Origin of the sequence: Campylobacter sp. 110 (assembly GCF_002383965.1) — a bacterium.
In the GTDB taxonomy this organism is placed as follows: Bacteria; Campylobacterota; Campylobacteria; order Campylobacterales; family Campylobacteraceae; genus Campylobacter_D; species Campylobacter_D coli.
This window is the reverse complement of record NZ_NXBD01000048.1, coordinates 41,334-65,808: the sequence shown is the minus strand read 5'-3', so window position 1 is coordinate 65,808 and position 24,475 is coordinate 41,334. Positions and strand designations below refer to the sequence as shown.

Below are 24,475 nucleotides of genomic sequence, written 5' to 3'. Positions count from 1 at the left end.
GATATATCATAATTAGGAGAACTTGTCTTACTACTTATACTAAAATTAGTATTATTGCTAGTATTTGTTGTATTAGTAGAATTTAATACTTCACTTCTTACTAGGGTTTGTGAATTTGCATTTTGAATTTCATTTAATTTACTAGCATTTTGTTTTAAAAAAGCATTAGCAAAACTTATTTTAGAATTTTCTTTACTTTCTTTATTAGCTTTTGCTTGTGAAAGTATAGAACCATAGTTTGAGTTATCATTGATGCTAAAGATACTCATATTAATTCCTTAATTTAGATTTTTCTGCCTTCAACCTAAATATATTAAAATAATATAAGCAAGATCTGTTCCACTTTGGAATAAATTATTTTCCTAAATAAATTCGCAAAGCCCTTTCATAGTCTTCTTTGGTATCAATCCCCATGCTACTAGTGTTAATTTGAAGCATTTTTATCTTTTTGCCATTTTCAATAGCTCTTAATTGTTCCAATTTTTCAGCTTTTTCAAGGGCGGAATTTTCCAAAGTGCAAAATTCACGCAAAGCTTTAACACTATAAGCATAAATTCCTAAATGTCCTTTAAAACTTTCCTCATAGTCTGCCCTTTCGTAAGGAATTTTCGCTCTTGAAAAATATAAAGCAAAATCATTTTTATCGCAAACCACTTTCACCAAATTCGGATCGCTTGCATCATCTTTACTGATATCTTTATAACAACTTGCCATAAAAGCTTCTTGTTTCAAACAAGAATTAGCAAATTCTTTAAATTTGGCTAAATTCTCGCATTCTATAAAGGGTTCATCTGCTTGTACATTGATGATGATTTCATCATCTTTTAGACCAAGCTTTTTACAAGCTTCATTGATCCTATCTGTGCCACTTTCATGATTTTTGCTTGTTAAAACCGCTTTAAAACCATATTGTTTGGCAATCTCTAACACTTTTTCACCATCTACTGCTATGCAAACCTCATCCACACTAGAAACCTGTTTAGCAGTAGCGATAAACATAGGCACACCACCTATATCACAAAGAATTTTTTCAGGAAAACGCGTTGAAGCTAGTCTTGTGGGTATGATAATCATTTTTTAATCCATTCTAAAATTTCACCTTCGATATCTCCTATCTTGTAGACTTTTTCATCAGCATTTTTAAGATCAAAAAGCTCTAAAAGATCTTTTTTGATATCTACTTTAAATTCTTTAGCCAAAAGCTCAAAATCTGCTTTTTCATCCTTGCATTCTCTACCAAAAAGTGCTTTTACCATACTCGGAGTAAATTTAGTCCATTCTGCTGTTGAAGTAATAATACTTGGCTTTGAAGTATCAAGCATTTTAAAGCAAGTTGCTGTATGAGGATCAATTAAAATTTTACTCTCTTTAATAAATTTCATACATTCTTCATCAGTACAAAAATCAGCTTCAAAATCCTCTTGTAAGCTTTGCAATTCTTCTTTTTCTAATTTGAAATATTTCTCAGTTTTTAACAAATTCATCAATTCATTAGTCCTAAGATCTGAAAATTTAGAAAATAACAATCTTTCAATATTTGAAGAAATAAGTATATCCATAGCTGGAGAAATCGTCTTTTTTAAACTTCTATCCCTAAGATTATATTCTCCTTTGGTGAAAAAATCAGTAAGGATATTATTAGCATTAGAAACAATTTTTATCTTAGAAATTTTAGCTCCCATTAATTTAGCATAATACGCTCCTAAAGCATTGCCAAAATTCCCACTTGGTATAAGAATTTCAATCTCTTCTTTAAATTCATGATAAAGTTTTAAGCTTGCATAGTAGTGATAGATGATTTGAAATAAAATTCTACCAAAATTTACAGAATTAGCAGCGCAAAGTCCGTATCCTACTTTGCTTAACTCGTCCTTAAAAGTTTCTTTTGCAAGCAAATTTTTTAAAGTGCGTTGTGCATCATCAAAATCTCCCCTGATAGCAAAAACCTTTAAATTTCCCTTATCTAAAGCTCTCATTTGAAGCTCTTGTATAGCACTTGTTCCACCTTTTGGATACATGCAAAGCACTTTAATATTTTCTAAATTTTCAAAGCTTTTAAGCGTTGCAGGTCCTGTATCTCCACTCGTAGCACAAATGATTAAAATTTTTTCATTTTGAGAAAATTCATTTAAAAGCACTCCAAAAGGTTGCAAAGCCATATCTTTAAAAGCTCTTGTAGGCCCATGCCAAAGCTCGTTGATGTATGTTTTATCTTTTATCTTTTTTAAAGCGATAGGTGAGTTTTTATCATCAAATTTTTCATAACTTTTTAAAGCTTTATCAAACAAAGCCTCATGTCCAAATTCAAAACTCTCTATCAACTTTAAAGCAAATTCTTTATAAGATAAGTTCGCGTATTTTTCCCCATCAAATTGAGGTAAACTTAAAGGCGAATAAAGCCCACCTTGTGGAGCATTGGGATTAACTAATGCATTTTTAAAATCTACTTTATTGTTTATATTTCTACTTTCAACTAGCAACATTAAAACTCCTTATATATTGATATAATTTTTCTTTGAAATTTTCTTTTAATTCTATATTCAATTCTATAATCTGACACTTAAATCCAAAATCCTTCACCTTAACATAATCCTTAAAAGTTAGCATTAAAGTATCACAATGATGCTTATCCAACAAAGCTTGCAATTCTTCTTTTTTAAATTCATAATGATCTTTAAAAAAATAACAAGCCCTAGCCTTTATAAAATGCTCATAAAGCCTAAAAGGCTTTGCAATCGCTGTAACTAAAACTGCCTTAGGATTTTCTTTTACATAAGAATAGCGTATAAAATCCCTACCCTCACAAGCTATAAAATCAGCTTTTTTTTCATAAAATTTAGGCAAACGATAAGCACCGCTTGGTAAGGTAAAATTAAAATAAGGCTTGATCTTGCTTTCAAGCAAAATATCAAATTTTTGGATATGAAATTTAGAAAAAGCATCATCTAAAAGCACTATTTTAGCCCCTAACTCAAAAGCTTTTTGAATTCCTGCTACCCTATCTTCACTTACGATCACACCCTTTACACACTCTTCAAATGCGTACTCCATCGCCTCATCGCCACTTTGTGAAACTTGAGCTAAAATTGCATTTTCATTTTTAACCACAAGCAAACCCTTGCTTTTACGCCTATAGCCTCTAAGCACTATAAAAACGCCTTCAAATTCCCTTGCTATAGCCTTGCAAATAGGCGTTTTTCCATTTCCTCCAAAGCTTAAATTTCCTACGCTTATAATGGGTTTTTTAAAATCAATCTTTTGGCGAAAACAAGTATTTAAAATCGCACATAAACCATAAAGCAAACTCAAAGGTAAAAAAATAAAAGCTAAACATTTTTGAAAAAAGCTGGGCTTAAAAAAATAATTATCAAGCCAAAGTTGATACTTTTTTTCTTCATTCATTATTTATTCAAACTCGCAATTTCAGGCATATTTCTTTTAAAAGCATTGTTTTTTATTCTTGATTGAAGCATATCTAATAATTTTTTATCTAAATTTTCTAATGCTTTCATATCTTGATTTTCAAGCGCTTTTAATCCTTTGTCTATAAGCTCATAAGAAAAACCCAAGTCTTTCTCATCACTTTGTCCTATCCAAAGATCCGCACTTGGAGCTTTTTGAATGAATCTTTCATTTAAATTTAAATATCTTGCCAATCCATAAATTTCACTTTTATAAAGCTCTCCTATAGGATTAAAAGCGTAAGCTAAATCTCCATAAATCGTCCCATAACCCAAAAGTAATTCGCTTTTATTTGAAGTACCAACCACTAAAGCTTTTTTTAAAGCAGAATAATCATAAAGCAAGCTCATTCTAATACGTGCAGCAAAATTTCCCCTGCTTAACTCATCTGTATTTTCACTTTGTTTTAAAAAAGCCTCTAAAATGTCTTGAATTTCTATGATTTTGTATTTTAAATTCAATTCTTGACAAAGTTTTAAAGCATCGTTTAAATTTTCTTGATTAGAAAATTTTGTAGGCATTAAAAGCACAAAAACATTTTCACCCAAAGCCTTCTTACAAAGCGTCGCCACCAAAGCAGAATCAATCCCCCCGCTAAGTCCTAAAACAACGCCATTTAAGCCCGAGTCCTTAACCTTGTGCTGAATGAATTCACATAAAGTCTGAGAAATTTTTTCACAATCCATAAACTTACCTTTAAACAATCAATGTATAATTATAATTCATTTTAGGTTCAAATTTCAATAAAAAAGGCTAAAAATGCAAATTCTAAAACAAGCTTGCGGTCCTTATGAGACAAATTGCTATATTTTAAACACCTCTAAAGGGGATTTTATAATAGATCCTGGCGTTAATGCTCTAAGTTTTATAAAGCAATACGCTAAAAAACCTTTAGCGATTTTAAACACTCACGGGCATTATGATCATGTATGGGATAATGCTAGAGTAAAAAAAGAATTTGACATTCCTATTTATATCCATAAAAATGATGAATTTATGCTACAAGATCCTTTTGGAAAAGGTTTTGAGCCAAGTAAAGCTGATGTTTTAATCGAAAATGAAGATGAGCTTGAAATTTCTAACACTCGGTTTAAATTCCATTTTCTCCCTGGGCATACGCCAGGCTGTACCATGATAGAACTTATGGGTGAAAATTTGATGTTTAGCGGAGATTTTTTATTTTATAGAAGTATAGGAAGATGGGATTTTCCTTATTCAGATGCTAATTTAATGAAACAAAGCTTGGAAAAAGTGATGACTTATAAAGAAGACTTTAGACTTTTACCTGGACATGGGCAAGAAACAAGCCTTAGAGCTGAACAAGTGCATTTACCTTCTTGGCTTAGATATTTTTAAAGGTGATTTTTGTGAATTTAGATTTTGTGTTACTTTGCTTCTTTGTTTTTTTAGATGCTTTTGCGCTTTTGGGCTTGCTCTTAGGAAACAAGAAAAAAAATCAATTCAATGATAAAAAATTTTATAAAATTTGTCCTTGCAAACAAATGGCGGAAAATGGCTCTTTAAGTACGATTTGTATTTATTCTGCTGTGGGTGGATTTTTTTATAGTGTATTGTCTATAGGTTATATTGGATTTGGCGATTTATTTTTAAATTTGATTTTCTTATTTACGCTTTTGAGTGCTTATATGGGCTGGAAGCTAAAACTTGATTAAACTCTGTTTTTATAATTGTTTTAAAAGAATTTATTTTTATAAGTGCAAGTTTTTAAGCAAGCACTTAAAAAATAAATAATATTTTTTAAGTAAAATTAAATTTTTATCTTACTTAAAAGTCGTTCCACCATCTACGATGAAAGTATGTCCTGTTACCCAGCTTGCTTTATTTGAGCAAAGAAAAAGACAAGCACCAGCTAGATCTTCAGGCTGTCCCATACGATTTAAAGGACTTAAATTTATAGTTGCTTGTTTAACCTCTTCATAATTTGTAAAAGCTCTTAAAGCATCTGTTTCAATCGGCCCACCGCTGACTACATTTACACGGATATTTTTTTCTCCAAGCTCTGTTGCTGCATATCTTGCCATTGCTTCAACCGCAGCTTTTGCTGTGCCGTGTCCTGAGTAATTTTCTATATAAACCAAATTTCCAGTAGAAGAAATTGAAATAATACTTCCACCCCCTACTTTTTCCATTCTCTTAGCTGCTTCTTGAGCTCCTACAACAAAAGCATTTACAGTAGCGGTAAAGATATTGTTAATTCCTTTTGGTTTTAACTTCATAAATTTAGTATAACCACCCACAACTGCACGACCTGAAATAATGGCATTTGAAATAAAATAATCCACTCTATCAAAATCCATATCAATTTTTTCAAAAAGCTCTTTATAGGTTTCAGGTTCTAAAATATTAAATTCATAAGCTCTTGCTTTGATCTTATAATTTTTTTCTAAATCCTCAACCATTTCATCAGCAATTTGCGCATTAGAATTATAAGTAAAAGCTATATTTGCACCCACTTTAGCAAATTCATAAACTATAGCTTTGCCTATCCCGCGAGTTCCACCGCTAATCACTAAAGTTTTTCCTTGAAATTCTGTATTCATTAAAATCCTTTAATATTATATTTTTTCATCACTTCCTCTATTTTAACAAAATTTTCTTTACTTGGAGAGCAAAGAGGAAGTCTAAATTCCAAACTTTCAATAAGTCCTGCTATATACATGGCAGTTTTTATAGGGATAGGATTGCTCTCGCAAAATAAAATTTTATTGATATTATAAAGCTCATCATTGATTTTTTTAGCTTCTTTATAATTTTCTTCCAAAGCCAAATGAGTAAGCTTGCTAATCATATCAGGCAACAAATTTGAAGTAACCGAAATCACCCCTTTACCCCCATTAGAAAGTATAGGATAATTGATCGCATCTTCGCCTGAAATCAATATCATCCTTGGTTCATGCGCAAGCAAATCAACGCATTTGTCTATATTTCCACTCGCTTCTTTAACTCCATAAATATTTTCACAATCTCTAAATAATTTAATAATAGTCTCAGTGCTAATTTCACAGCCTGTTCTTCCAGGGACATTGTATAAAAGCACAGGAATATCCACACTATTTGCGATCGCTTTATAATGCTCATAAAGTCCTTGCTGTGTTGGTTTGTTATAATAAGGAGCCACACTTAAAATTCCATCTGCTCCATGCTCTTTGGCAAATTGAGCCAAATCCACAGCCTCATGGGTAGCATTACTTCCAGCACCCGCTAGAACCTTAACCTTAGTTCCTTTACAAATATCTACTGCAATTTCAATACAAGTTCTATGTTCTTCATGGGTTAAAGTCGCGCTCTCTCCTGTTGTCCCAACAGGAACTACCGCATCAATGCCATTATCAATTTGTCTTTGTATCAATTTTGCATAACTTTGCTCATCTAACTTGCCATTTTTAAAAGGTGTAATCAAAGCTGTCATTGCTCCGATAATGATATTTTTATCCATTTTTAATCCTTTCTTAAAATCAATGTAGTCGAATTTGATCTATCAAAATATTTTTTAGCGCTTTTAACCAAATCTTGCTCACACAAATGGGCAATATTGCTTTCATATTCTAAAAGAGGTTTTAAATCCCCTCTAGCCAAATAAGAACCATAAGTATTTGAAACCGCACTTGCTGTATCGAGTGAAAAGATAAAATCACTCTTGACATTATTTTTTACTTTTTGCAAATCCTTACTCGAAAAATCGCCCTTTTTAAGTCTATCTATGATCTTCCAAAGCTCTTGTTCTACTTTTTCTGCTTTTACGCCCACATTGCAATTGCAAATAAAAATAAACAAATTCTCATCTATACAATCATTTGCAAAAGAATAAAACTCATTGACTAAATTTAATTCATCGACTAAAATTTCATTCATCATAGAACTTTTTCCATTTCCTAAAAGTTCTGCTAAGGCATTTAAAGCAGGAATATCTTTATGTTTAAAATTAGGAATTTTAAAACCTATAGCAAGAAGTTCGGTTTGAGTTGGTTTTTTAATCTCTATCCTTTTAGCTCCATCTTGTTTAGGCTCTTTGGTATGAATTTTTGGAATAGGTTTAGTGTTTTTGATTTTTTCAAAATGTTTTTTGGCTCCACTAAAAACCTCTTCGCTATCAATATCCCCACTTACTATCAAAATAGCATTTTTAGGCTGATAATAAGTACTATGAAATTCTTTAATATCTTCTATGCTCCAATTTTCTATATCCTTAAAAAAGCCTATAGGGGTCCAATGATAAGGATGATACATAAAAGCGTGATTAAAAAGTCTAAAGTACAAATACCCTAAAGGATTATTATCCGTTCTCCATCTACGCTCTTCTAAGACCACACTTCTTTCGGGTTGAAATTCCTCATCTTTAAGGCTTAAATTTTCCATAAGCTCCGCAAAAAGCTCTAAGGTTTTGTCTAAATTTTTCTTAGAACATTTGATATAATAATGAGTATAATCAAAACCCGTGCTGGCGTTATCAACCCCGCCAAAGCCCTTAACTATCTCATCAAATTCCCCTGCTTTTAAATTTTTAGTGCTTTTAAAATTTAAATGTTCAAGCATATGAGCTATACCGCTTTTTCCCATGATCTCATTTCTTGAACCCACTTTATAAAAAATATCTACGCTGATAACATCGCTGTTTTTATTTACAGGAAAAGTATAAACATCTAGTTTATTTTTTAGTGTAATTTTACTATAGTCTATCATTTTAAATTTGCTCCCACCGCTTCGCTAATATGCATAAAACCATCTTGTTTTAATAATTCTATAAGAGTTTTATTAATATCTCTTACCAATGAAGGCCCCTTAAAAATCAATGCTGTATAAACTTGTATTAAATTAGCTCCATTTTTGATTCGCTCATAAGCAAGCTCACCGCTGTCTATCCCTCCACTTGCAATAAGTAAAGTTTTTCCAAATAAAACCTTAGCAAGCTCTTTAAAGAAAATACCGCTTTTTTCAGTAATGAGCCTTCCGCTTATGCCGCCAAAAGTTCTGTTATTATCAAGAAGAGAATAATCTACACTTGTATTGGCTATGATAAAACCATCTGCTCCTTTTAAGATAGCATTTTCACAAAGCTTTAAAGCGCTATCTATAGGCATATCAGGAGCGATTTTTATCAAAATAGGTTTGTTAGTGATTTTTCTAGCTTCTTCAAGAAGATGACTTAAAAAATCATCATTTTGAAGTTCTCTTAAATTTTTAGTATTAGGTGAAGAAATATTGACGATAAAATAATCACACAAATCTTTAAAATTTCTAAATAAAGTAAAATAATCCTCCAAAGCTTTATCATTGCTTGTGATCTTATTTTTTCCTATATTTGCTCCCAAAGGCAAAACAAAAGGATAAATTTTTGATAATCTTGCGGCGATTTTTTCTGCTCCTTGATTATTAAAACCCATTGCATTTTGTATGCTTTCTTGTTTTACAAGGCGAAATAAACGCGGTTTTTCATTTCCCTCTTGAGGCTTTGGAGTAAAGGTTCCAAACTCTAAAAAACCAAAACCAAGAGCCGCTAAAGGACGTATCATGGTGGCATTTTTATCAAATCCTCCTGCTAAACCCACAGGATTATTAAAATCAAGTCCTAGTAATTTTTGTTTCAAACTATCATCATTTACAATATAATTATAAGCAAAAAAGCTCAAAGAGCCTGGCAAAGCGGCATTTAAGGACCTTAAACTGCCCTCCACTAAGGCATGAGCATTTTCAGGATCAAGCTTAAAAAGTAAGGGTTTTATAAAATTATAAAGCATATTATTCCTCGTTTTTTTAAAATTTTAACTAAATTTAACTTAAAACTAGACTTTATCTACTTCTTTGTTTTTAAATTTCTGATAAAGTTCGCAACTTTGCAAAAGCTCTTCATTGGTTCCTATAGCAATCATTTGCCCTTGATCAATCACTGCGATCTTGTCTGCATTTTCTATAGTACTTAAACGATGAGCTATCATTAAAACAAGTCTATCTTTTTTTAAATTTTCTATAGTCTCGATGATGGCTTTTTCACTTTCATTATCAAGAGCTGAAGTTGCTTCATCAAAAATAAGCAAATCAGGATTTTTATACAAGGCTCTAGCTATGGCAATGCGTTGTTTTTGACCCCCGCTTAAATTTTTACCATGCTCTTTTATCTCTGCATAAATTCCTCCCATTTCTTGGACAAATTCATAAGCATTGGCTAGTTTTAAAGCTTTGATAATCTTTTCTTTATTAGGCTCTTCGCTGTAGGCTACATTTTCAGCAAAGCTATCATTAAAAAGATAAATATTTTGTGTTACAAGGCCTATTCTATCGTGCAAGCTTTCTATGCTAAATTCACTGATATCTAGATCATTTAATAAAATCTCACCCTTTTGCTTGTCATAAAAACGCATTAAAAGATTAATAATAGATGATTTTCCACCCCCGCTTGTTCCAACAAGTGCAAGAATTTCACCCTTGTTGAATTCAAAATTGATATCTTTTAAAACACTCTTATAAGGATTTTCATAAGCAAAATCTACCTGTTTAAATTCAATCCTTGCTATACTTTCTAAGTTTTTACTTCCATTTAGAATTTGTGGCTCTAAATCAAGCAAATAAAAAGTCCTCTCGCTTGCTGCTATTGCGCCTTGTAGTCTACCATAAAGCGAAGATAATCTTTTCAAGGGTGTATAAATAGCAAAAAGTGCTGTAATAAAAGCAAAAAAACTACCCACGCTCATCGTACCATGGATCACTTCTCTTCCTCCGATGATAATTACTGCAGCCACTCCAAGCGATCCGATAATCTCCATAAGCGGACTAGTTAGAGCATCAATGCGAGTGGATTTTAAATTCAAACGACAAAGCTCGTTGTTTTGTTTGGCAAATTTTTCGCTTTCTTTGTTTTGGGTATTGCTTGCCTTAATAAGCTCAATATTTGAAAAAATTTCACTCAGTCTTGAAAGCAAATCAGAATTTGTTTCTTGTATACTTCTAGCGTATTTTTTTAATTTTCTAGCAAAATGCACCAAGGGCAAAATCGCACAAGGTAAGACCACTAAGGCAAAAAAAGCCAAAATAGGACTTTGATAAAATACCACTATCAACAAACCCACAATGGTTAAAAGCTCTCTAAAAAAATCAGGAATGATATTAGAAACTATACTTTGAAGAGCGTTAATATCATTAGTGCAACGACTTACTAGCTCTCCGCTTCTGTTGCGTTTAAAAAAATCCATATCAAGCTTTAAAAGATTTTTTAAAACCTTAAAACGCAAAATTCTTAAAGTATCCATTCCTATAAAACTTAAATAATAAGTTTGTAAATAAAAACCCAAATTCTTTAAAATATAAATAATAACAAGTAGAAAAGGTAAGGTATAGAGCAAGGCCTCATTTTTTTCAACAAAAATATAATCTAAAATAGGCTTTAAAGATGCGAAACTTCCAGCTGTTCCTATACTAGTAAGTATCATCCCAAAAATAGCAATGGCAAATTCTTTCTTGTATTTTTTATAAAAAGGCTTAAAACGGATTAAAACATCTTTAAGAGTCATATCTTTATGCATTTAAATTTTCTCCCAAATCGTTCCTTGCGGCGTATCTTGCAAAGCAATACCAAGCTTGAGCAAGTCTTCTCTGATCTGATCTGCTTTGGCAAAATCTTTATTTTTCTTAGCTTCGTTTCTTTGCAAAATTTGATCTTGAATTTTTTCTTTCAACTCTTTGGCGACACCCCATTGAAAATATAAATTTTCATCCATAAAACCAAAGCCAAAAATTTTAGCTAGTTCACTTAAGGCTTCTTTGATTTTTTGTTTTAATTCTTTATTTTTACTTTGCTGATCAAGCTCTAAATTTGCATTAGTTATAAACTCATCTAAAAGCGCCAAAGCCTTAGAGATATTTAAATCATCACTTAAAACTTCTAAGATTTGCTTGGCGATATTGCTATGAATCTCTATATCATTTAAAATTCCAAAATCTGGGGTTTTTCCCACAGCAAGTCTTTTTTTAAGACGATAAAACTTATCCAAGCGTTTTTTTATATTTTCTAAATCATCTAAAGAATAATTAAAATGAGCTCTATAATGAGAACTTAAAAGATAAAATCTTAAAGCCTCTCCCATAAAATCTTTGAGTGCATCTTTTAAGAAAAAGCTATTGTTTAAACTTTTGCTCATCTTTTCTCCATTGATTTTTACAAAGCCATTGTGAAGCCAAATTTTTGCTAATGTTCTTTTGCACGCACAACGACATTGTGCTGCCTCATTTTCATGATGAGGAAATAACAAATCTACTCCACCTGCATGTATATCAAGAGTATCGCCAAAAATAGAATCAATCATAGCCACACATTCAGTATGCCAACCTGGTCGTCCTTTTCCAAATTCACTATCATAAAAATTTTCATCGAATTTCCAAAGAACAAAATCACTCTCATTTCTTTTTTCAACTTCATTACTCAGTCTTGAAACATTTTCTTCTGTGTTACGATGAGATAAGCTTAGATAATCCTCATCTTTGCTAGTATCAAAATACACTCCATCTTCTAAAGTATAAGTAAAGCCATTTTTACTAAGCTTGTGGATAAGATCTAACATAGGTTCTATATAATATGTCGCACGAGGTTTAAAATCAGGCTCTAAAACATTTAAAGCTTTCATATCTCTTTCATAATTTGCTATATAAAACTCAACAAGCTCATTTAAGCTCTTACCGCTTTCACTCATTTTTTTTAAAATTTTATCGTCTATATCTGTATAATTTCTAGCAAATTGCACCCTATAGCCCAAAGAAAGTAAAACCCTACGCAACAAATCAAAACAAACACTGCTTCTAGCATGACCCAAATGCGCATCATCATACACAGTAGGTCCGCATAAATAAATATTGATATTATCTTGTTTAAGTTCAATTTTTTCTTTTAAAACACTATCCATTAATTTCATCAAAACACTCCTTTAACACTAGCAATGATCCACAACAAAGCCTCTATAAGATAAGGCTTGATCTCATAAAGCAAAATTGTAAAAACAACAAGTCCTATAATCATCAAAAAACAAAATTTAAAAGATATTAAAGCAAAAAAGTTCTTAAAACCAAATTCTTTGATATTGGCAACAAGTAAATAAAAAGCACTTAAAGAGCTTGAAAGCGCCACAGCTATAACCTTTAAACTCTCATCTTTAATTAAAAAAATAAAAAGCACAGAGCACAAAGCACTAATAAGCAAAGCTTTAAAGGCAATAAAAGCGGCTGTTTTTTGTTTGAATTTAGCATAAAGCCATAAAGAAAATAATTTTTGCAAGCCAAAAGGCAAAAGTCCTATCAAATAAGCGATTAAAACATAAGCTGTGATAATACTATCTTCGTGAGTAAAATTCCCTCTTTCAAATAAAAGCTTTGAAATTTCTAAAGCAAATACAGAACCTACGATGCTTGAAACAATCAACAAAATACTTAAAACCGCTAAAGCTCTTTGCATAAAACTTAAGGCTAAATTTTCTTGATCGCTTTTTAAATGCTTTAAAATTTTAGGAAAAGAAACTTGAGTTAAGGCTATGGCAAAAAGAGCTAAAGGAAGCTGAAAAACGCGGTTTGCATAATAAAGATAAGAAATACTACCCGTCATTAAAAAACTCGCTATTGTCGTATCAAGTAAAGAGCTTATTTGTGTAGCAGAGGAACCTAAAACACCATGAAAAAAATTACTATAAAAACCTTCTAGTTTAGCCTTTGCTCGTCTAAATTTCACACTTAACATCATGGAGTGTATCACAGGATTTTTTCGCAATACCATTAAATGCAAAATCAATTGTGCCACACCGCTTAATACAGTCGCATAAGAAAAATAATAAAGCGTATCTTGAGGAGCATCTTTATCAACAAAAAATGCGGCTATAACTATACTTAGATTAAACAAAGCTGCCGAAAAAGAAGTGATGAAAAATTTTTGTCTATAATTTAAAATCGCTCCTAAAAAGGTAACCAAAAAAATAAAAAACAAATACCAAAAATTAATCGCCACCAAAGGAGAGGCTAAAGCTATAGTATCTGAACTAAACCCAAAAGCAAAAAGCTTGGTAAAAAATGAAGAAAAAAAGCTTACTAAAAGACAAAATAAAAACACTATAACACTAAATTGATACATCACACTCACGCAAAAAGCGCCTTTTTTCTTTGCTTTGACAAAGTTAGGTAAAAAGCTTTGTCCAAATGCCCCTTCGGCAAAAATTCTTCTAAAAAAGGCAGGCATTTTTAATGCTACAAAAAAAATATCACTATAAATTCCAGCCCCCAAAAAAAGAGCGATTAAAACATCACGCGCTAGACCCAAAACGCGAGAAAATAAAATTCCTAAAGCATTGATAATAAAATTTTTAAACACTAAACTCTTCATAAATTTTCACAAAATTTCAAATATAAAAGCTATCATTTTAACTAAATTTGATTAAAAATTGACTATAATATTGAATTTAAATTAAACAATAAAGGGGAAAGTTTTGGCTTTAGATGAGAAAATCATTTCCTATACCGAAAATCCTTCTCGCGAACTTTTATCTGTAGCTTCAAGAACTAATATCGCTTTAAATGAACTTGATTTTCATCTTTTAGCTTTTTCGACACAATATCGTCTTGAAAATACCGAATGGATAAAAATCGCTGAAAAAGATCTCACTCTTTTTGAAAAAGATGAAGTATTTTTAAAAGAGGATTTGCAAATCAAACAAGAGTACAAAATCGAAATTTTTCATCAAACACGCCAAGATAAAACCGCAAATGCTATCAAGCTGATTGCTAATAAAAATTTAACAAAAATTGTTGCTCAAATCAATTTTAATGAGTTAAAATATCATGAAAAATTAGCTTTTGAACTTTTGCAAAATATCTACAAAAAAATGTTAAAGCTTAAGTTTTTAATAGGCATTCGTATCTTTGATTTTAAAAAAGAACTCATCCGTATATGCAATGAACACAAGAAAAATACTTTAAACAAAACCTTGCAAATCAATGTGGCCAAAGGTGTTGAACCTATACAAAGCCAAGATGAAGCCTTAGTTTTGCTTTATAAAGAAAAGGCTAAAGATTATACTATAGATGAAAAACGCTCGGGTATTATAGCAGTTGATGAAAATGAAGTTGTATTAAGATACAACAAATTCAAGCAAGGCAAAGAAGGAAAAGACTTAAATTTACATACTTTAAAAGTTATAGATGCTAATCAAAACAAAATCAAATTTAACTGCTCCTCATTAGCATTTAAGGCTGTAGAATACGAAGATTACACAGAATATTTGGCGCTAAAAAAGGGTTATGTAGTTGAAGATCAAGATAAATTTGATATTGCAAACTTGCTTGAATTTAACAATAAAGTTGATTTTAAAAATATAGGCATAATCCGCGCAGGATTGGATAAAAATGTAAAAATAAATATCAAATTTATATCCGATATGCAAGATGCTGTTAATTCAGGTGTAGGAATAGAATGCGAAGAACTCAATATCACAGGAAGCGTTGGAAGCAATACAAATTTAAAAGCTACAAGAATGAGAGTTGAAGGCACCACGCACACAAAATCTAAAATTTATGCCAAAGAAGCCTATATAAAAACACATCGCGGTTTTGCTCAAGCAGACAAACTAAACATAGATCTCTTAGAGGGTGGCAATATAAAAGCCAAGGAAGTAAGGATTAAAAAAAGCTTAGGTGGAGTGATAGAAGCAGATAGAATTTATATAGAACAATTAGAAAGTAACAACTCGTGCGTATTTTACAATAATGTTGTCATAGAACGCTTTGAAGGTGAAAATAATAAATTTCATACTAAAATAAAAAAAATGGATAAAGACTACGATCAAGAACTTTTAAAAATAAAGAATGAAATTTCATCTCTTCATCATAAAATAAGCAAACTCAAACAATACATTCTATCAAACAAAAACAATGTTTTAGATATAGAAAAAAAAGTCTTAGAGCTTAAAAATCAAGGACAAAATATACCAAGCCAATATGAAAAATTTTTAAAAAATTTCTCTATACAAAATGCAAACTTAAATAAACTTCAAAACCAAGAAAAAGAACTTTTAGAATATAGAAAAAAAATCCACGATGAGCTTTTAGCACTAGAAGAGGATTTATTTAAAGCTAAATTTATCAACAAAAGTGGAAAATGGAGCGATATGAATGAAATCAGATTTTCGCTTTTAGAACCTAAAGAAGATATTTTTTATTCTTCTTCCACTAAAGAAAGTGCAAAATTTATAGCTTTGAAAAAAATCATACAAAATAATCAAGAACATATAGAGATTGATAAAAAACTTGACTATGAAGAAAAGGATATAGAATGGTTGTTGCCATCGAAGGAATAATCACAAAAAAAGAACCCACTTTTGCTATCATAAAATGCGCTAGTGGTTTAAGCTATGGGGTTTTTATCTCACTTTTTTGTGCTGCTAAGCTTGAAACTCATCAAAAATACGAGCTTTTCATCACTCAAATCATCAAAGAGGATTCTAATAAATTCTATGGTTTTTTAGATAAAGATGAGCAAAAAATGTTTGAAATGCTTTTAAAAGTAAATGGAGTGGGCGCAAGCACTGCGATGGCTATATGCTCAAGTTTGGATGTAAATTCTTTTTATAAGGCTTTAAATTTGGGAGATGAGAGTGTGCTTAAAAAAGTTCCAGGCATTGGTCCAAAAAGTGCCAAACGCATCATCGTAGAACTTGGAGATGCCAAAGTGCAACTCGAAAGCGTGAGCGATGATAAAAGCGAAGCCTTGGCTGCTTTGCTTTCTTTGGGATTTAAACAAGATAAAATATTAAGTGTTTTAAGTACTTGCAACGGAAAAGATACAAGCGAACTTATCAAAGAAGCACTAAAAAAACTAGCATAAGGAAAAATAATGAAATTAGCGATACTTTTTGGCGGAAATTCTTACGAACATGAAATCAGCATTGTAAGTGCTGTGGTATTAAAAAAAGTGATAAATACGGATTTGACATTTATTTTTTGCGATGAAAAAAGAAGATTTTATTTAATTCCTAGCGAAAAAATGAATTCTAAAACCTTTAGCGGTGGTGCTTATCAAAAAGAAAAGGAGTTATTTTTAAGACAAAAGGCTTTTTATCATAAAAGTCTATGGAGTGAAAAAAACTTAGATTTAGATTGTGTGATTAACCTCATCCATGGAAGAGATGGAGAAGATGGAAAGATCGCTTCTTTGCTTGAATTTTTTGATATTAAATTCATAGGCCCTAGGGTTGAAGCAAGCGTTTTATCTTTTAATAAGGAGTTTACAAAACTTTACGCACAAAGCATTGGAGTTAAAACTCTAGATTATCAAATGCTTAGAAAAAATCAAAAGCAGGATCTTACAGCTCATTTTCCTTGCATTTTAAAGCCTGCTCGACTTGGAAGCAGTATAGGAATCAGCATAGCTAAAAATGAAAAGCAATTAGATTATGCTAAGGATGTGGGTTTTGAGTTTGATACTGATATTTTAGTAGAGGATTTTAAAAGCGATATTAAAGAATACAATCTTGCAGGATGCATGATCAAAGATGAAGTTATCTTTTCAATTATCGAAGAACCAAGGAAAAAAGAATTTTTAGATTTTAAACAAAAATACCTTAGTTTTTCAGGTCATAACGAGCTTATTGAAGCTGATTTGAGCGAAGAATTAAAGCAAAAGCTTAAAGATAATTTTGCCAAAATTTACAATCCTTTATTTAAAGGTGCTTTAATCCGTTGTGATTTTTTCATCCTAGATAATGAAGTTTATCTAAATGAAATCAACCCAAATCCAGGCTCTTTAGCAAATTATCTTTTCAAGGATTTTAACAAAATTATAGAACAACTTGCTCTAAATATAGAAAGCGAAAAGAAGATTAAAATCACTTATGAATTTTTACATTCTATTAATGGACAAAAAGGCAAATTATAAAGCTTTAAGAGAAAGTATGTTAAATTTTACATAAAATTTTATGTATTTTAGGAAAATTTATGCTTTCTTTTAAACAAGATGAAATCTATACCGCCACAGAAGTTGTGCGAAACTTTAGCCCTTTGATCGAAAAACTAAAAAAAAGCGAATCGGGCAAAATGGTCATCTTAAAAAATAATAAATTTGAGGCCGTTTTGCTCAGTATGAAAGAATTTGAACGCTTGCAAAATGCTATGCAACTCTTAGAAAATATTTACAAAAACCAAAAGGTTTAAGATGGCGCTTGTAAATGTGATTTATAATAATGATACTTATGAATTAAGTTATGAAATTTTAAATCAAGATAAGAAAAAATCTTTACTCATATTGCATGGATGGGGTGCAAATAAGGAGCTTATGAAGCAAGCTTTTTCTAAAAATTTAAATGATTTTTGTCAAATTTATCTAGATTTACCTGGTTTTGGAAATTCAAGTGCGCCAAAAAGTCTTTATAGTCAAGATTATGTAAATATCATAAAAGAATTTTTAAAAGAAAAAAAACTAGATATTGATATTTTTCTAGGACATTCTTTTGGTGGAAAAATAGCTGCTTTACTTGTTTTGGATTTTCAAAAAGCTCAACTTGTTTTGCTTTCAAATTCAGGCATACTTGCAAAAAAATCTTTTAAAGTGCGTTTTAAAATCATGCTGTTTAAATTTCTAAAAAAATTGGGTTTGGGTAGATTTTATCGTTATTTTGCAAGCAAAGATGGAGCAAATTTAAACCCTTTAATGTATCAAACTTTTAAAAATGTAGTAGATGAAGATCTGAGTCAAACTTTTGCTAAAATCGACAATAAAAGCCTTATTTTTTGGGGGATTGATGATAAAGCCACCCCTTTAAAAAGCGGAGAAGCAATGCACAAGCTTATCAAAACTAGTGAATTTTATCCTTTAGAAGGAGATCATTTTTTCTTTTTAAAACATTCTTTATTTATAGCCAATAAAATCAAGGAAAACCAATGCTAACCAATACACTTTATTTTATCAATTCTTTGTTTTTTAATTTTTGTGTAGCTTTTTATCTTATGAGCGCTTTACAATGGTATTCTTATAAATTTAAACGCGTATTTTTTCACTATCATAGACCTTTGTGGCATTTGTATTTTTTATTTTTACCTTATTTTTTCTTTTTGACTTTTCCTTTATATTCTTTGGCGTATTTTGCACTTATCCATACTCCGATTTTATATTTTTGGAATAAAAGCATAGATAAAAAACTCGTCTTTACAAGCAAGGTTAAATGGTTTTTTGTTTTTATATTTATTTATAATACCCTTTTTGCCATACTTGCTTTGCGTTTTTCTTTTCTTTTTAATCTTTTTGCCCTGCCTTTTGCTCTTATAAGTCTTAAAATCTTTGAGCTATTTAGCAATTTATATTTTAAAAATAAAGCCAAAGCAAAACTTCAAAACAATCCACAATTAAAAATCATACTCATTACTGCAAGTTTTGGAAAAACAAGTATTAAAAATTTCCTCTATGAGCTTTTAAAAGATGATTTTAAAACCTACAAAACCCCTCGCTCTGTAAATACCCTACTTGGCATTATCGCAGATATCAATACAAATTTAAGCGATGATACACAAATTTACATAGCAGAAGCAGGAGCAAGAGTAAAAGGTGATATTGATGTTATAACGCGTTTTTTAGAGCCTCAAATTTGCATTGTAGGAGAGATAGGAAATGCGCATTTAGAGTATTTTAAAAATATAGAAAACACGCGAAAAACCAAACTCGAAGCTTTAAATTCCAAAAGATTGGAAAAGGCTTTTTTACATACTAGTACTCAAAAAAGCGAAGATGAGCTTATCTTGCTTTATGATGATAAATTACAAGACATTCAATCAAGTCTTCAAGGTTTGGAATTTAAGATCAATTTAGAAAATAAAACATATGAATTTAAAAGCCAAATTCTAGGAGATTTTAATGCTCAAAATCTTTGCGCTTGTATACTTTGTGCAAATTATCTAGGCGTAAAAATAGAAAAAATTCAAAAGCAAGTTTTAAAAATCAATTCAGTAGAACATCGCTTACAAATCATCTCTAAAGAGCCTAAATTCATCATCGATGATGGTTTTAATGGAAATTATAAAGGTATGAGTGCAAGCTATAAGCTTTGCAAAAACTATAAAGGGCGCAAGGTTTTAGTTAGCCCTGGTATAGTAGAAGTAGATAAGGATGAAAATGTAAAATTAGCCAAAATCATCAATGAATGCTTTGATCTTGCCATCATCACAGCACAGGTTAATGCTGATATCTTTAAAAAAGAACTTAAAATAAAAACCATCATACTCAAAGAAAAAGCAGATCTTGTTAAGGTTTTAGCAAAAGAAACCCAACAAAGCGATTTGATACTTTTTTCTAATGATGCACCTAGTTTTATGTAAGTTTATCTTGTGAATAATTTTAAAGATAAAGATATTTAAGAAAGATTGCTAATTCTTATCTTAAATCATCTTCTATTTTATTGTTAGAATTTTATGATAAAATCAATGCCACTTTTATAAAGTTTTCATAAATTTAGGAGTAAATTATATGCAAAAAAATTCTTTTTTAAAAATCTATGGGCTCATACCCTTTCTACTTGTAGCTTTCATCAATGCTTTTGTAGATTTAGGGCATAAAATCATCATTCAAAATACTATTTATAAGGTTTATGAAGGTAGCACACAGCTTCTTTTAACAGCCATTGTTAACGCTCTTATCCTTCTACCTTTTATTTTAATGCTTTCACCCTCAGGATTTTTAGCAGACAAATATCCAAAAAATCTTATCATGAAACTCTCAGCAGCTTTTAGCGTTATGCTTACGATTATCATTTGTATAAGCTATTATAATGGGGCTTTTTGGACAGCTTTTACACTTACTTTCATCATGGGAATTCAAGCTGCACTTTATTCTCCTAGTAAATACGGCTTTATTAAAGAATTAGTCGGAAAAGATTTGCTTGCGATGGGAAATGGTGCAGTTAATGCAGTAAGTATCGTGGCTATACTAGCTGGAATGAGTCTTTTTTCTTTAAGTTTTGAAAGCTTATATGATATAAATCATAACAGCTCAGAAGAGGTTTTAAAGCAAGTTGCACCTTTGGGATTTTTACTTATACTTTTTTCACTCATAGAGCTTTACTTAGCGTGGCGTTTACCTAAACTTAAAGATGAGATAAAAGAATTAAAATTTGATTCTAAACGCTATTTGAGCGGAAAATTGTTGATGAGCAATTTAAAACTTATTTTTGAAAATAAAGTAATTTGGCTTTGTATCGTTGGAATTTCGATATTTTGGGCGATATCGCAATTATATCTTGTGAGTTTTCCCGTATTTAGCAAAAATGAACTTTTTATTGAAAATACTTTTTTTGTACAAGTTTCTTTAGGATCTTCAGGGATTGGAGTCGTTTTAGGCTCTTTAATAGCGGGTAGGTTTTCTAAAAATTATATCGAGCTTGGTCTCATTCCTTTTGGGGCTTTGGGCGTGTTTTTAATGGCCTTGATTATGCCCTATTTTACAAGTTTGATTACATATAGTTTTATCTTTTTTATCTTTGGTTTTTGCGGTGCGTTATTTATCATACCTTTAAATTCTCTTATACAATTTCATGCAAAAGAAAATGAACTGGGTAAAATTTTAGCAGGCAATAACTTCATACAAAATATCGCCATGCTTACTTTTCTTGTTTTGGCAACTTTATTTGCCAATTTAGAAATCAATGTAATTTATTTATTTTACTTCATTACACTTGTTGCTTTTTTGGGTGCGATTTATGTAGTCTTTAAACTCCCTTTTTCTTTAGTAAGAATGCTTTTAAGCATAGCATTTTTAGGACGCTATCGTTTGCTTGTGGAAGGCTTTAAAAATATCCCTGAAAAAGGCGGTGCCTTGCTTTTGGGCAATCATATTTCTTTTATCGATTGGGCTATAGTTCAAATGGCAATTCCTAGAAAAATTTATTTTGTCATGGAGCGAAGTATTTATTCTAAATGGTATATCAAAATTTTTCTTGATAAATTTGGTGTCATTCCTGTTTCAAGTGCAGCAAGCAAGGCTAGCTTAGAGCTTATTGCAGAGCGTATTAAACAAGGGGATTTAGTTTGTCTTTTTCCTGAAGGCGTGCTTTCAAGACATGGGCAACTCAATGAATTTAAAGGTGGATTTGAACATGTTTGCTCAAATTTAGAAGAAGATGATGGGGTGATTTTACCTTTTTATATACGCGGACTTTGGGGCAGTACTTTTTCAAGAAGTGATGAGGAGTTTTCAGCTAGAAATCGCACCTTAAGCAAAAGAAATATCGCTATAGCCTTTGGTGCTCCTATGTCTTTACATTCTAAAAAAGAAGAGGTAAAAGCTAAAGTTTTTGAACTTTCTTTTATGGCTTGGAAATCTCAATGCGAAGCAATGCATACCATAGCAAGAGCTTTTATCACCAGTGCTAAAAGAAATCTTAGTAATATAGCTATAATCGACTCTTTAGCAGGAGCGATTAGCTATAGAAAATTACTGAGTCTTAGTTTTATTTTAAGCACCCTTATAAAAGAAAATTCAAAAAAAATCAATAGCAATTTTGAACGCGGATCTTATGCACCTAAAGAAGAATGTGTAGGAATTTTACTTCCTGCTTCTTTTGCTAGTTCTTTGCTGAATTTAAGTGTCTTGCTTGCACAAAAAGTTGTAGTAAATTTAAATTTTACTGCGGGAGAAAAAGCCTTACAAGCAGCAGTAAAAAGCGCTCAAATTTCACAAATTTATACTTCTAAGAAATTCTTAGAAAAACTAGAAAGCAAAGGCGTGTCTTTAAATTTTGGCGAAGAAGTAAATCTTATCTACATGGAAGATGTGGTTGAAATCTTTAAAAAACAAAAAAGTAAAATTTTAGCAATGATGATGGCAGTTAGTATTTTACCTAGCTTTATATTAAAAGCGATCTTTGCTCCTTCTAAAAACAATCTTGCCATAGCAGCTATTCTTTTTAGCAGCGGTAGTGAAGGCACTCCAAAAGGCGTAATGTTAAATAACCGAAATATCCTAAGCAATATCGCTCAAATTTCAGATGTGCTTTGCACAAGAAACAACGATGTAATACTTTCATCCTTGCCACCTTTTCATGCTTTTGGGCTAACTGTTACTACATTTTTACCTTTACTTGAAAGTATTAAAAGCATTACTTTTGCTGATCCAACCGATGCTTTAGGCATAGCAAAAGCTGTAGCCAAAAACAATGTTACGATAATGTGTGGAACCTCGACCTTCTTAGGAATTTACGCTAGAAATAAAAAGCTTGATGCCATTATGCTTGAAAGCTTAAGAGTGGTTGTTTCAGGAGCTGAAAAGCTTAAAAGCGAAGTTCGATCTGCCTTTGAAATGAAATTTAAAAAGAGTATTTTTGAGGGCTATGGAGCGACTGAAACCACTCCTGTTGCAAGCGTGAATTTGCCTAATCGTTTTGATGCGGATTATTGGATAGTTCACCGCGCAAGCAAAGAAGGAAGTGTGGGCATGCCTCTACCTGGAACTGCAGTTCGCATTGTCGATCCTAATACTTATGAAACTCTAAAAACAAATGAAGATGGGCTGATACTCATAGGCGGACACCAAGTCATGGTAGGATATCTTAACAACAAAGAAAAAACCGATGAAGTCATCAAAGAAATCGATGGCATAAGATGGTATAACACCGGCGATAAAGGGCATTTAGATGAAGATGGATTTTTGTATATCGTAGATCGTTATTCGCGTTTTGCGAAAATCGGTGGAGAGATGATATCTTTAGGTGCTCTAGAAGAAGAAATCGCTAAATTCATCGATACAAATATAGTGAAATTTTGCGCCGTAGCCTTAGAAGATGAGAAAAAAGGCGAACAAGTTGCCCTGCTTGTAGAATGCGATGAAGAATTCTTTGAAGGTGTTTGCGAAGCCATAAAAAGCTCAAGTATGCCTGCTATTTTCAAGCCAAGTCGCTATCTAAAAGTAGAAAAAATTCCACTTTTAGGCTCTGGGAAAGCGGATTTAAAAGGCGCTAAGGAATTAGCAAAAAGCTTGGTTTAAAATAATAAATTTTTAGCAAAGAGATAAACACTCTTTGCTTTTTAATTTTCTTATCATTCCTTCATATGCTTAAAAATTTACACCAAAACCCAAACTAAAATTGGCATAGAAATAAAAGCAAAAAGCACTCCAAAAGCCACAGTACTTACAGCTAGATTGCTATCTAATTTAGCTTTCATTACCATAGCTCCTGCTAAAGTCATTGTAGGCGTGGCACTTTCTATGATGGCAACTATGATTGAAGCTTTCATTTCAAAACCAAAAAGCTTTAATAAAAGCACAAAAATTAAAGGTGCTAAAACCATTTTAGCTAAAATCACAAGAATAGTAGGTTTATAAGCAGTTTTAATCGCCATAAAACCAAGTCCCAAACCTATGGCAAAAAGTGCCACTGGAGTAGCTGTACCACCAAATAAACGAATAGGGGAAAAAATAAATTCAGGCAAGGATATTAATTTACACAAAAAACCCAAAAGCAAAGCCAAAAAAGGTGGAAAAGAAAGAATTTTTTTAATATTTGCTACCAAACTTACTTTTTCACCACTTCCCAAAGAAAGGATAAAAGGCCCCAAAAGAGAAATAGGCAAAGTAGTAGCTAAAGCATCATATAGTATTACTTCTGCGCCAAATTGCGCATTAGCAAAAATGCCTTCAACGATAGGCATACCCACAAAAATAGTATTTCCAAAGCAAGAGAGTAAAAACATACTCACTAGTGTTGCTTTTGAAAAATTAAAAATAAAACCTAAAAATACGACTATAAAAGCAGCAAGAGCACAACTAAAAAATCCTATAAATATCAAAACAACCAAAGAGAAATCAAAATTTAAATGATAAGCTTTATCGAAAATTAAACAAGGCAAAGCAAAAACGATAGCAAAATCTAAAAAGGTTCTTGCTTGTTTTTGTTTTAAGATACCCACTCTTTTAGCAAAATACCCACCCGCTAGTAAGATAAAAATCGTAAACAAAGGAGTAAAAATAAACATACCATATCCTCTTCTTGTTTCA

The 24,475-nt window shown here is 31.3% G+C and carries 21 protein-coding genes and 1 pseudogene; 9 read left to right on the top strand and 13 right to left on the bottom strand.

Annotated features, from left to right (window positions below):
• The 5 genes and pseudogenes from BGS43_RS06950 to BGS43_RS06930 form a co-directional block, all read right to left on the bottom strand.
• Positions 1-269 (bottom strand): annotated as a pseudogene (locus BGS43_RS06950) (Cj0814 family flagellar-dependent secreted protein); the annotation flags it as partial.
• Between the two features lie 85 nt (positions 270-354).
• Positions 355-1,074 (bottom strand): 3-deoxy-manno-octulosonate cytidylyltransferase, encoded by a 720-nt coding sequence (gene kdsB, locus BGS43_RS06945; protein ID WP_002826276.1) that lies wholly within the window; start codon positions 1,072-1,074, stop codon positions 355-357.
• Complete coding sequence (gene thrC, locus BGS43_RS06940; protein ID WP_025398891.1) at positions 1,071-2,483, bottom strand: threonine synthase; 1,413 nt, start codon at positions 2,481-2,483, stop codon at positions 1,071-1,073. Before thrC ends, kdsB begins: the two co-directional genes overlap by 4 nt.
• Positions 2,470-3,402, bottom strand: coding sequence for a tetraacyldisaccharide 4'-kinase (locus tag BGS43_RS06935; RefSeq protein WP_002776725.1), 933 nt, complete (start codon positions 3,400-3,402; stop codon positions 2,470-2,472). The genes thrC and BGS43_RS06935 overlap by 14 nt, the downstream gene beginning before the upstream one ends.
• Entirely contained in the window at positions 3,402-4,148 is a 747-nt protein-coding gene (locus BGS43_RS06930) for an NAD+ synthase (RefSeq protein WP_042963409.1), read from the bottom strand. Before BGS43_RS06930 ends, BGS43_RS06935 begins: the two co-directional genes overlap by 1 nt.
• Positions 4,149-4,221: 73 nt before the next feature.
• Here BGS43_RS06930 and BGS43_RS06925 point away from each other — a divergent pair, with 73 nt between their 5' ends.
• On the top strand, positions 4,222-4,818 hold the full coding sequence (locus BGS43_RS06925; RefSeq protein ID WP_002776717.1) for an MBL fold metallo-hydrolase: 597 nt from the start codon (positions 4,222-4,224) through the stop codon (positions 4,816-4,818).
• A gap of 11 nt (positions 4,819-4,829) precedes the next feature.
• The gene (locus BGS43_RS06920) at positions 4,830-5,135 is read left to right on the top strand and encodes a hypothetical protein (RefSeq protein ID WP_002776716.1); all 306 of its coding nucleotides are present in this window, start codon (positions 4,830-4,832) and stop codon (positions 5,133-5,135) included.
• Between the two features lie 108 nt (positions 5,136-5,243).
• Here BGS43_RS06920 and BGS43_RS06915 read toward each other — a convergent pair whose 3' ends face one another.
• From BGS43_RS06915 to murJ, 7 genes are read right to left on the bottom strand one after another with little or no spacing between them, the layout of a single operon-like run.
• Positions 5,244-6,023, bottom strand: coding sequence for an enoyl-ACP reductase (locus BGS43_RS06915; RefSeq protein WP_002792180.1), 780 nt, complete (start codon positions 6,021-6,023; stop codon positions 5,244-5,246).
• Positions 6,023-6,919, bottom strand: a complete 897-nt coding sequence (dapA, locus tag BGS43_RS06910) for a 4-hydroxy-tetrahydrodipicolinate synthase (RefSeq protein ID WP_057043413.1) — start codon at positions 6,917-6,919, stop codon at positions 6,023-6,025. The genes BGS43_RS06915 and dapA overlap by 1 nt, the downstream gene beginning before the upstream one ends.
• Positions 6,920-6,921: 2 nt before the next feature.
• Positions 6,922-8,163: a M16 family metallopeptidase gene (locus BGS43_RS06905; protein ID WP_002776712.1), complete on the bottom strand. Its 1,242-nt coding sequence runs from the start codon at positions 8,161-8,163 to the stop codon at positions 6,922-6,924.
• On the bottom strand, positions 8,160-9,218 hold the full coding sequence (locus tag BGS43_RS06900; RefSeq protein ID WP_002826282.1) for a quinone-dependent dihydroorotate dehydrogenase: 1,059 nt from the start codon (positions 9,216-9,218) through the stop codon (positions 8,160-8,162). Before BGS43_RS06900 ends, BGS43_RS06905 begins: the two co-directional genes overlap by 4 nt.
• 45 nt (positions 9,219-9,263) lie before the next feature.
• Positions 9,264-10,997: an ABC transporter ATP-binding protein gene (locus tag BGS43_RS06895; protein WP_002792173.1), complete on the bottom strand. Its 1,734-nt coding sequence runs from the start codon at positions 10,995-10,997 to the stop codon at positions 9,264-9,266.
• Positions 10,998-12,380, bottom strand: coding sequence for a cysteine--tRNA ligase (cysS, locus tag BGS43_RS06890; protein WP_002826283.1), 1,383 nt, complete (start codon positions 12,378-12,380; stop codon positions 10,998-11,000).
• Complete coding sequence (murJ, locus tag BGS43_RS06885; RefSeq protein ID WP_096569290.1) at positions 12,380-13,831, bottom strand: murein biosynthesis integral membrane protein MurJ; 1,452 nt, start codon at positions 13,829-13,831, stop codon at positions 12,380-12,382. The genes cysS and murJ overlap by 1 nt, the downstream gene beginning before the upstream one ends.
• Positions 13,832-13,934: 103 nt before the next feature.
• Here murJ and BGS43_RS06880 point away from each other — a divergent pair, with 103 nt between their 5' ends.
• The 7 genes from BGS43_RS06880 to BGS43_RS06850 all read left to right on the top strand — a co-directional run bounded on the left by BGS43_RS06880 (position 13,935) and on the right by BGS43_RS06850 (position 23,464).
• Positions 13,935-15,800, top strand: a complete 1,866-nt coding sequence (locus BGS43_RS06880) for a flagellar assembly protein A (protein WP_025398886.1) — start codon at positions 13,935-13,937, stop codon at positions 15,798-15,800.
• A complete protein-coding gene (gene ruvA / locus BGS43_RS06875) occupies positions 15,776-16,327 on the top strand; it encodes a Holliday junction branch migration protein RuvA (protein ID WP_002776701.1) in 552 nt (183 codons plus the stop codon). Before BGS43_RS06880 ends, ruvA begins: the two co-directional genes overlap by 25 nt.
• A 9-nt stretch (positions 16,328-16,336) precedes the next feature.
• Positions 16,337-17,377 carry a D-alanine--D-alanine ligase gene (locus BGS43_RS06870; RefSeq protein ID WP_042963018.1) on the top strand — a complete coding sequence of 347 codons (1,041 nt, stop codon included), beginning with the start codon at positions 16,337-16,339 and terminating at the stop codon, positions 17,375-17,377.
• A 59-nt stretch (positions 17,378-17,436) separates the two neighbouring features.
• Positions 17,437-17,652 (top strand): type II toxin-antitoxin system Phd/YefM family antitoxin, encoded by a 216-nt coding sequence (locus BGS43_RS06865; RefSeq protein WP_002776699.1) that lies wholly within the window; start codon positions 17,437-17,439, stop codon positions 17,650-17,652.
• Position 17,653: 1 nt separating this feature from the next.
• Entirely contained in the window at positions 17,654-18,385 is a 732-nt protein-coding gene (locus tag BGS43_RS06860) for an alpha/beta fold hydrolase (protein ID WP_002776698.1), read from the top strand.
• The gene (locus tag BGS43_RS06855) at positions 18,379-19,806 is read left to right on the top strand and encodes a Mur ligase family protein (RefSeq protein ID WP_002826290.1); all 1,428 of its coding nucleotides are present in this window, start codon (positions 18,379-18,381) and stop codon (positions 19,804-19,806) included. Before BGS43_RS06860 ends, BGS43_RS06855 begins: the two co-directional genes overlap by 7 nt.
• Before the next feature lie 148 nt (positions 19,807-19,954).
• Positions 19,955-23,464 (top strand): acyl-[ACP]--phospholipid O-acyltransferase, encoded by a 3,510-nt coding sequence (locus tag BGS43_RS06850; protein ID WP_042963020.1) that lies wholly within the window; start codon positions 19,955-19,957, stop codon positions 23,462-23,464.
• Between the two features lie 77 nt (positions 23,465-23,541).
• Here the strand turns inward: BGS43_RS06850 and BGS43_RS06845 are convergent, their stop codons facing one another.
• On the bottom strand, positions 23,542-24,453 hold the full coding sequence (locus BGS43_RS06845) for an AEC family transporter (protein WP_023361882.1): 912 nt from the start codon (positions 24,451-24,453) through the stop codon (positions 23,542-23,544).
• Between the last annotated feature and the right edge of the window lie 22 nt (positions 24,454-24,475).

Excerpts from the sequence above, each read along its gene's own strand:
- thrC (WP_025398891.1), bottom strand. The coding sequence starts at position 2,483 with ATGTTGCTAGTTGAAAGTAGAAATATAAACAATAAAGTAGATTTTAAA.
- BGS43_RS06930 (WP_042963409.1), bottom strand. The coding sequence starts at position 4,148 with ATGGATTGTGAAAAAATTTCTCAGACTTTATGTGAATTCATTCAGCAC.
- BGS43_RS06935 (WP_002776725.1), bottom strand. The coding sequence starts at position 3,402 with ATGAATGAAGAAAAAAAGTATCAACTTTGGCTTGATAATTATTTTTTT.
- BGS43_RS06900 (WP_002826282.1), bottom strand. The coding sequence starts at position 9,218 with ATGCTTTATAATTTTATAAAACCCTTACTTTTTAAGCTTGATCCTGAA.
- ruvA (WP_002776701.1), top strand. The coding sequence starts at position 15,776 with ATGGTTGTTGCCATCGAAGGAATAATCACAAAAAAAGAACCCACTTTT.
- BGS43_RS06865 (WP_002776699.1), top strand. The coding sequence starts at position 17,437 with ATGCTTTCTTTTAAACAAGATGAAATCTATACCGCCACAGAAGTTGTG.
- dapA (WP_057043413.1), bottom strand. The coding sequence starts at position 6,919 with ATGGATAAAAATATCATTATCGGAGCAATGACAGCTTTGATTACACCT.
- BGS43_RS06925 (WP_002776717.1), top strand. The coding sequence starts at position 4,222 with ATGCAAATTCTAAAACAAGCTTGCGGTCCTTATGAGACAAATTGCTAT.
- cysS (WP_002826283.1), bottom strand. The coding sequence starts at position 12,380 with ATGAAATTAATGGATAGTGTTTTAAAAGAAAAAATTGAACTTAAACAA.
- BGS43_RS06845 (WP_023361882.1), bottom strand. The coding sequence starts at position 24,453 with ATGTTTATTTTTACTCCTTTGTTTACGATTTTTATCTTACTAGCGGGT.
- murJ (WP_096569290.1), bottom strand. The coding sequence starts at position 13,831 with ATGAAGAGTTTAGTGTTTAAAAATTTTATTATCAATGCTTTAGGAATT.
- BGS43_RS06905 (WP_002776712.1), bottom strand. The coding sequence starts at position 8,163 with ATGATAGACTATAGTAAAATTACACTAAAAAATAAACTAGATGTTTAT.
- BGS43_RS06855 (WP_002826290.1), top strand. The coding sequence starts at position 18,379 with ATGCTAACCAATACACTTTATTTTATCAATTCTTTGTTTTTTAATTTT.
- BGS43_RS06850 (WP_042963020.1), top strand. The coding sequence starts at position 19,955 with ATGCAAAAAAATTCTTTTTTAAAAATCTATGGGCTCATACCCTTTCTA.
- BGS43_RS06895 (WP_002792173.1), bottom strand. The coding sequence starts at position 10,997 with ATGCATAAAGATATGACTCTTAAAGATGTTTTAATCCGTTTTAAGCCT.
- BGS43_RS06915 (WP_002792180.1), bottom strand. The coding sequence starts at position 6,023 with ATGAATACAGAATTTCAAGGAAAAACTTTAGTGATTAGCGGTGGAACT.
- BGS43_RS06870 (WP_042963018.1), top strand. The coding sequence starts at position 16,337 with ATGAAATTAGCGATACTTTTTGGCGGAAATTCTTACGAACATGAAATC.
- kdsB (WP_002826276.1), bottom strand. The coding sequence starts at position 1,074 with ATGATTATCATACCCACAAGACTAGCTTCAACGCGTTTTCCTGAAAAA.
- BGS43_RS06860 (WP_002776698.1), top strand. The coding sequence starts at position 17,654 with ATGGCGCTTGTAAATGTGATTTATAATAATGATACTTATGAATTAAGT.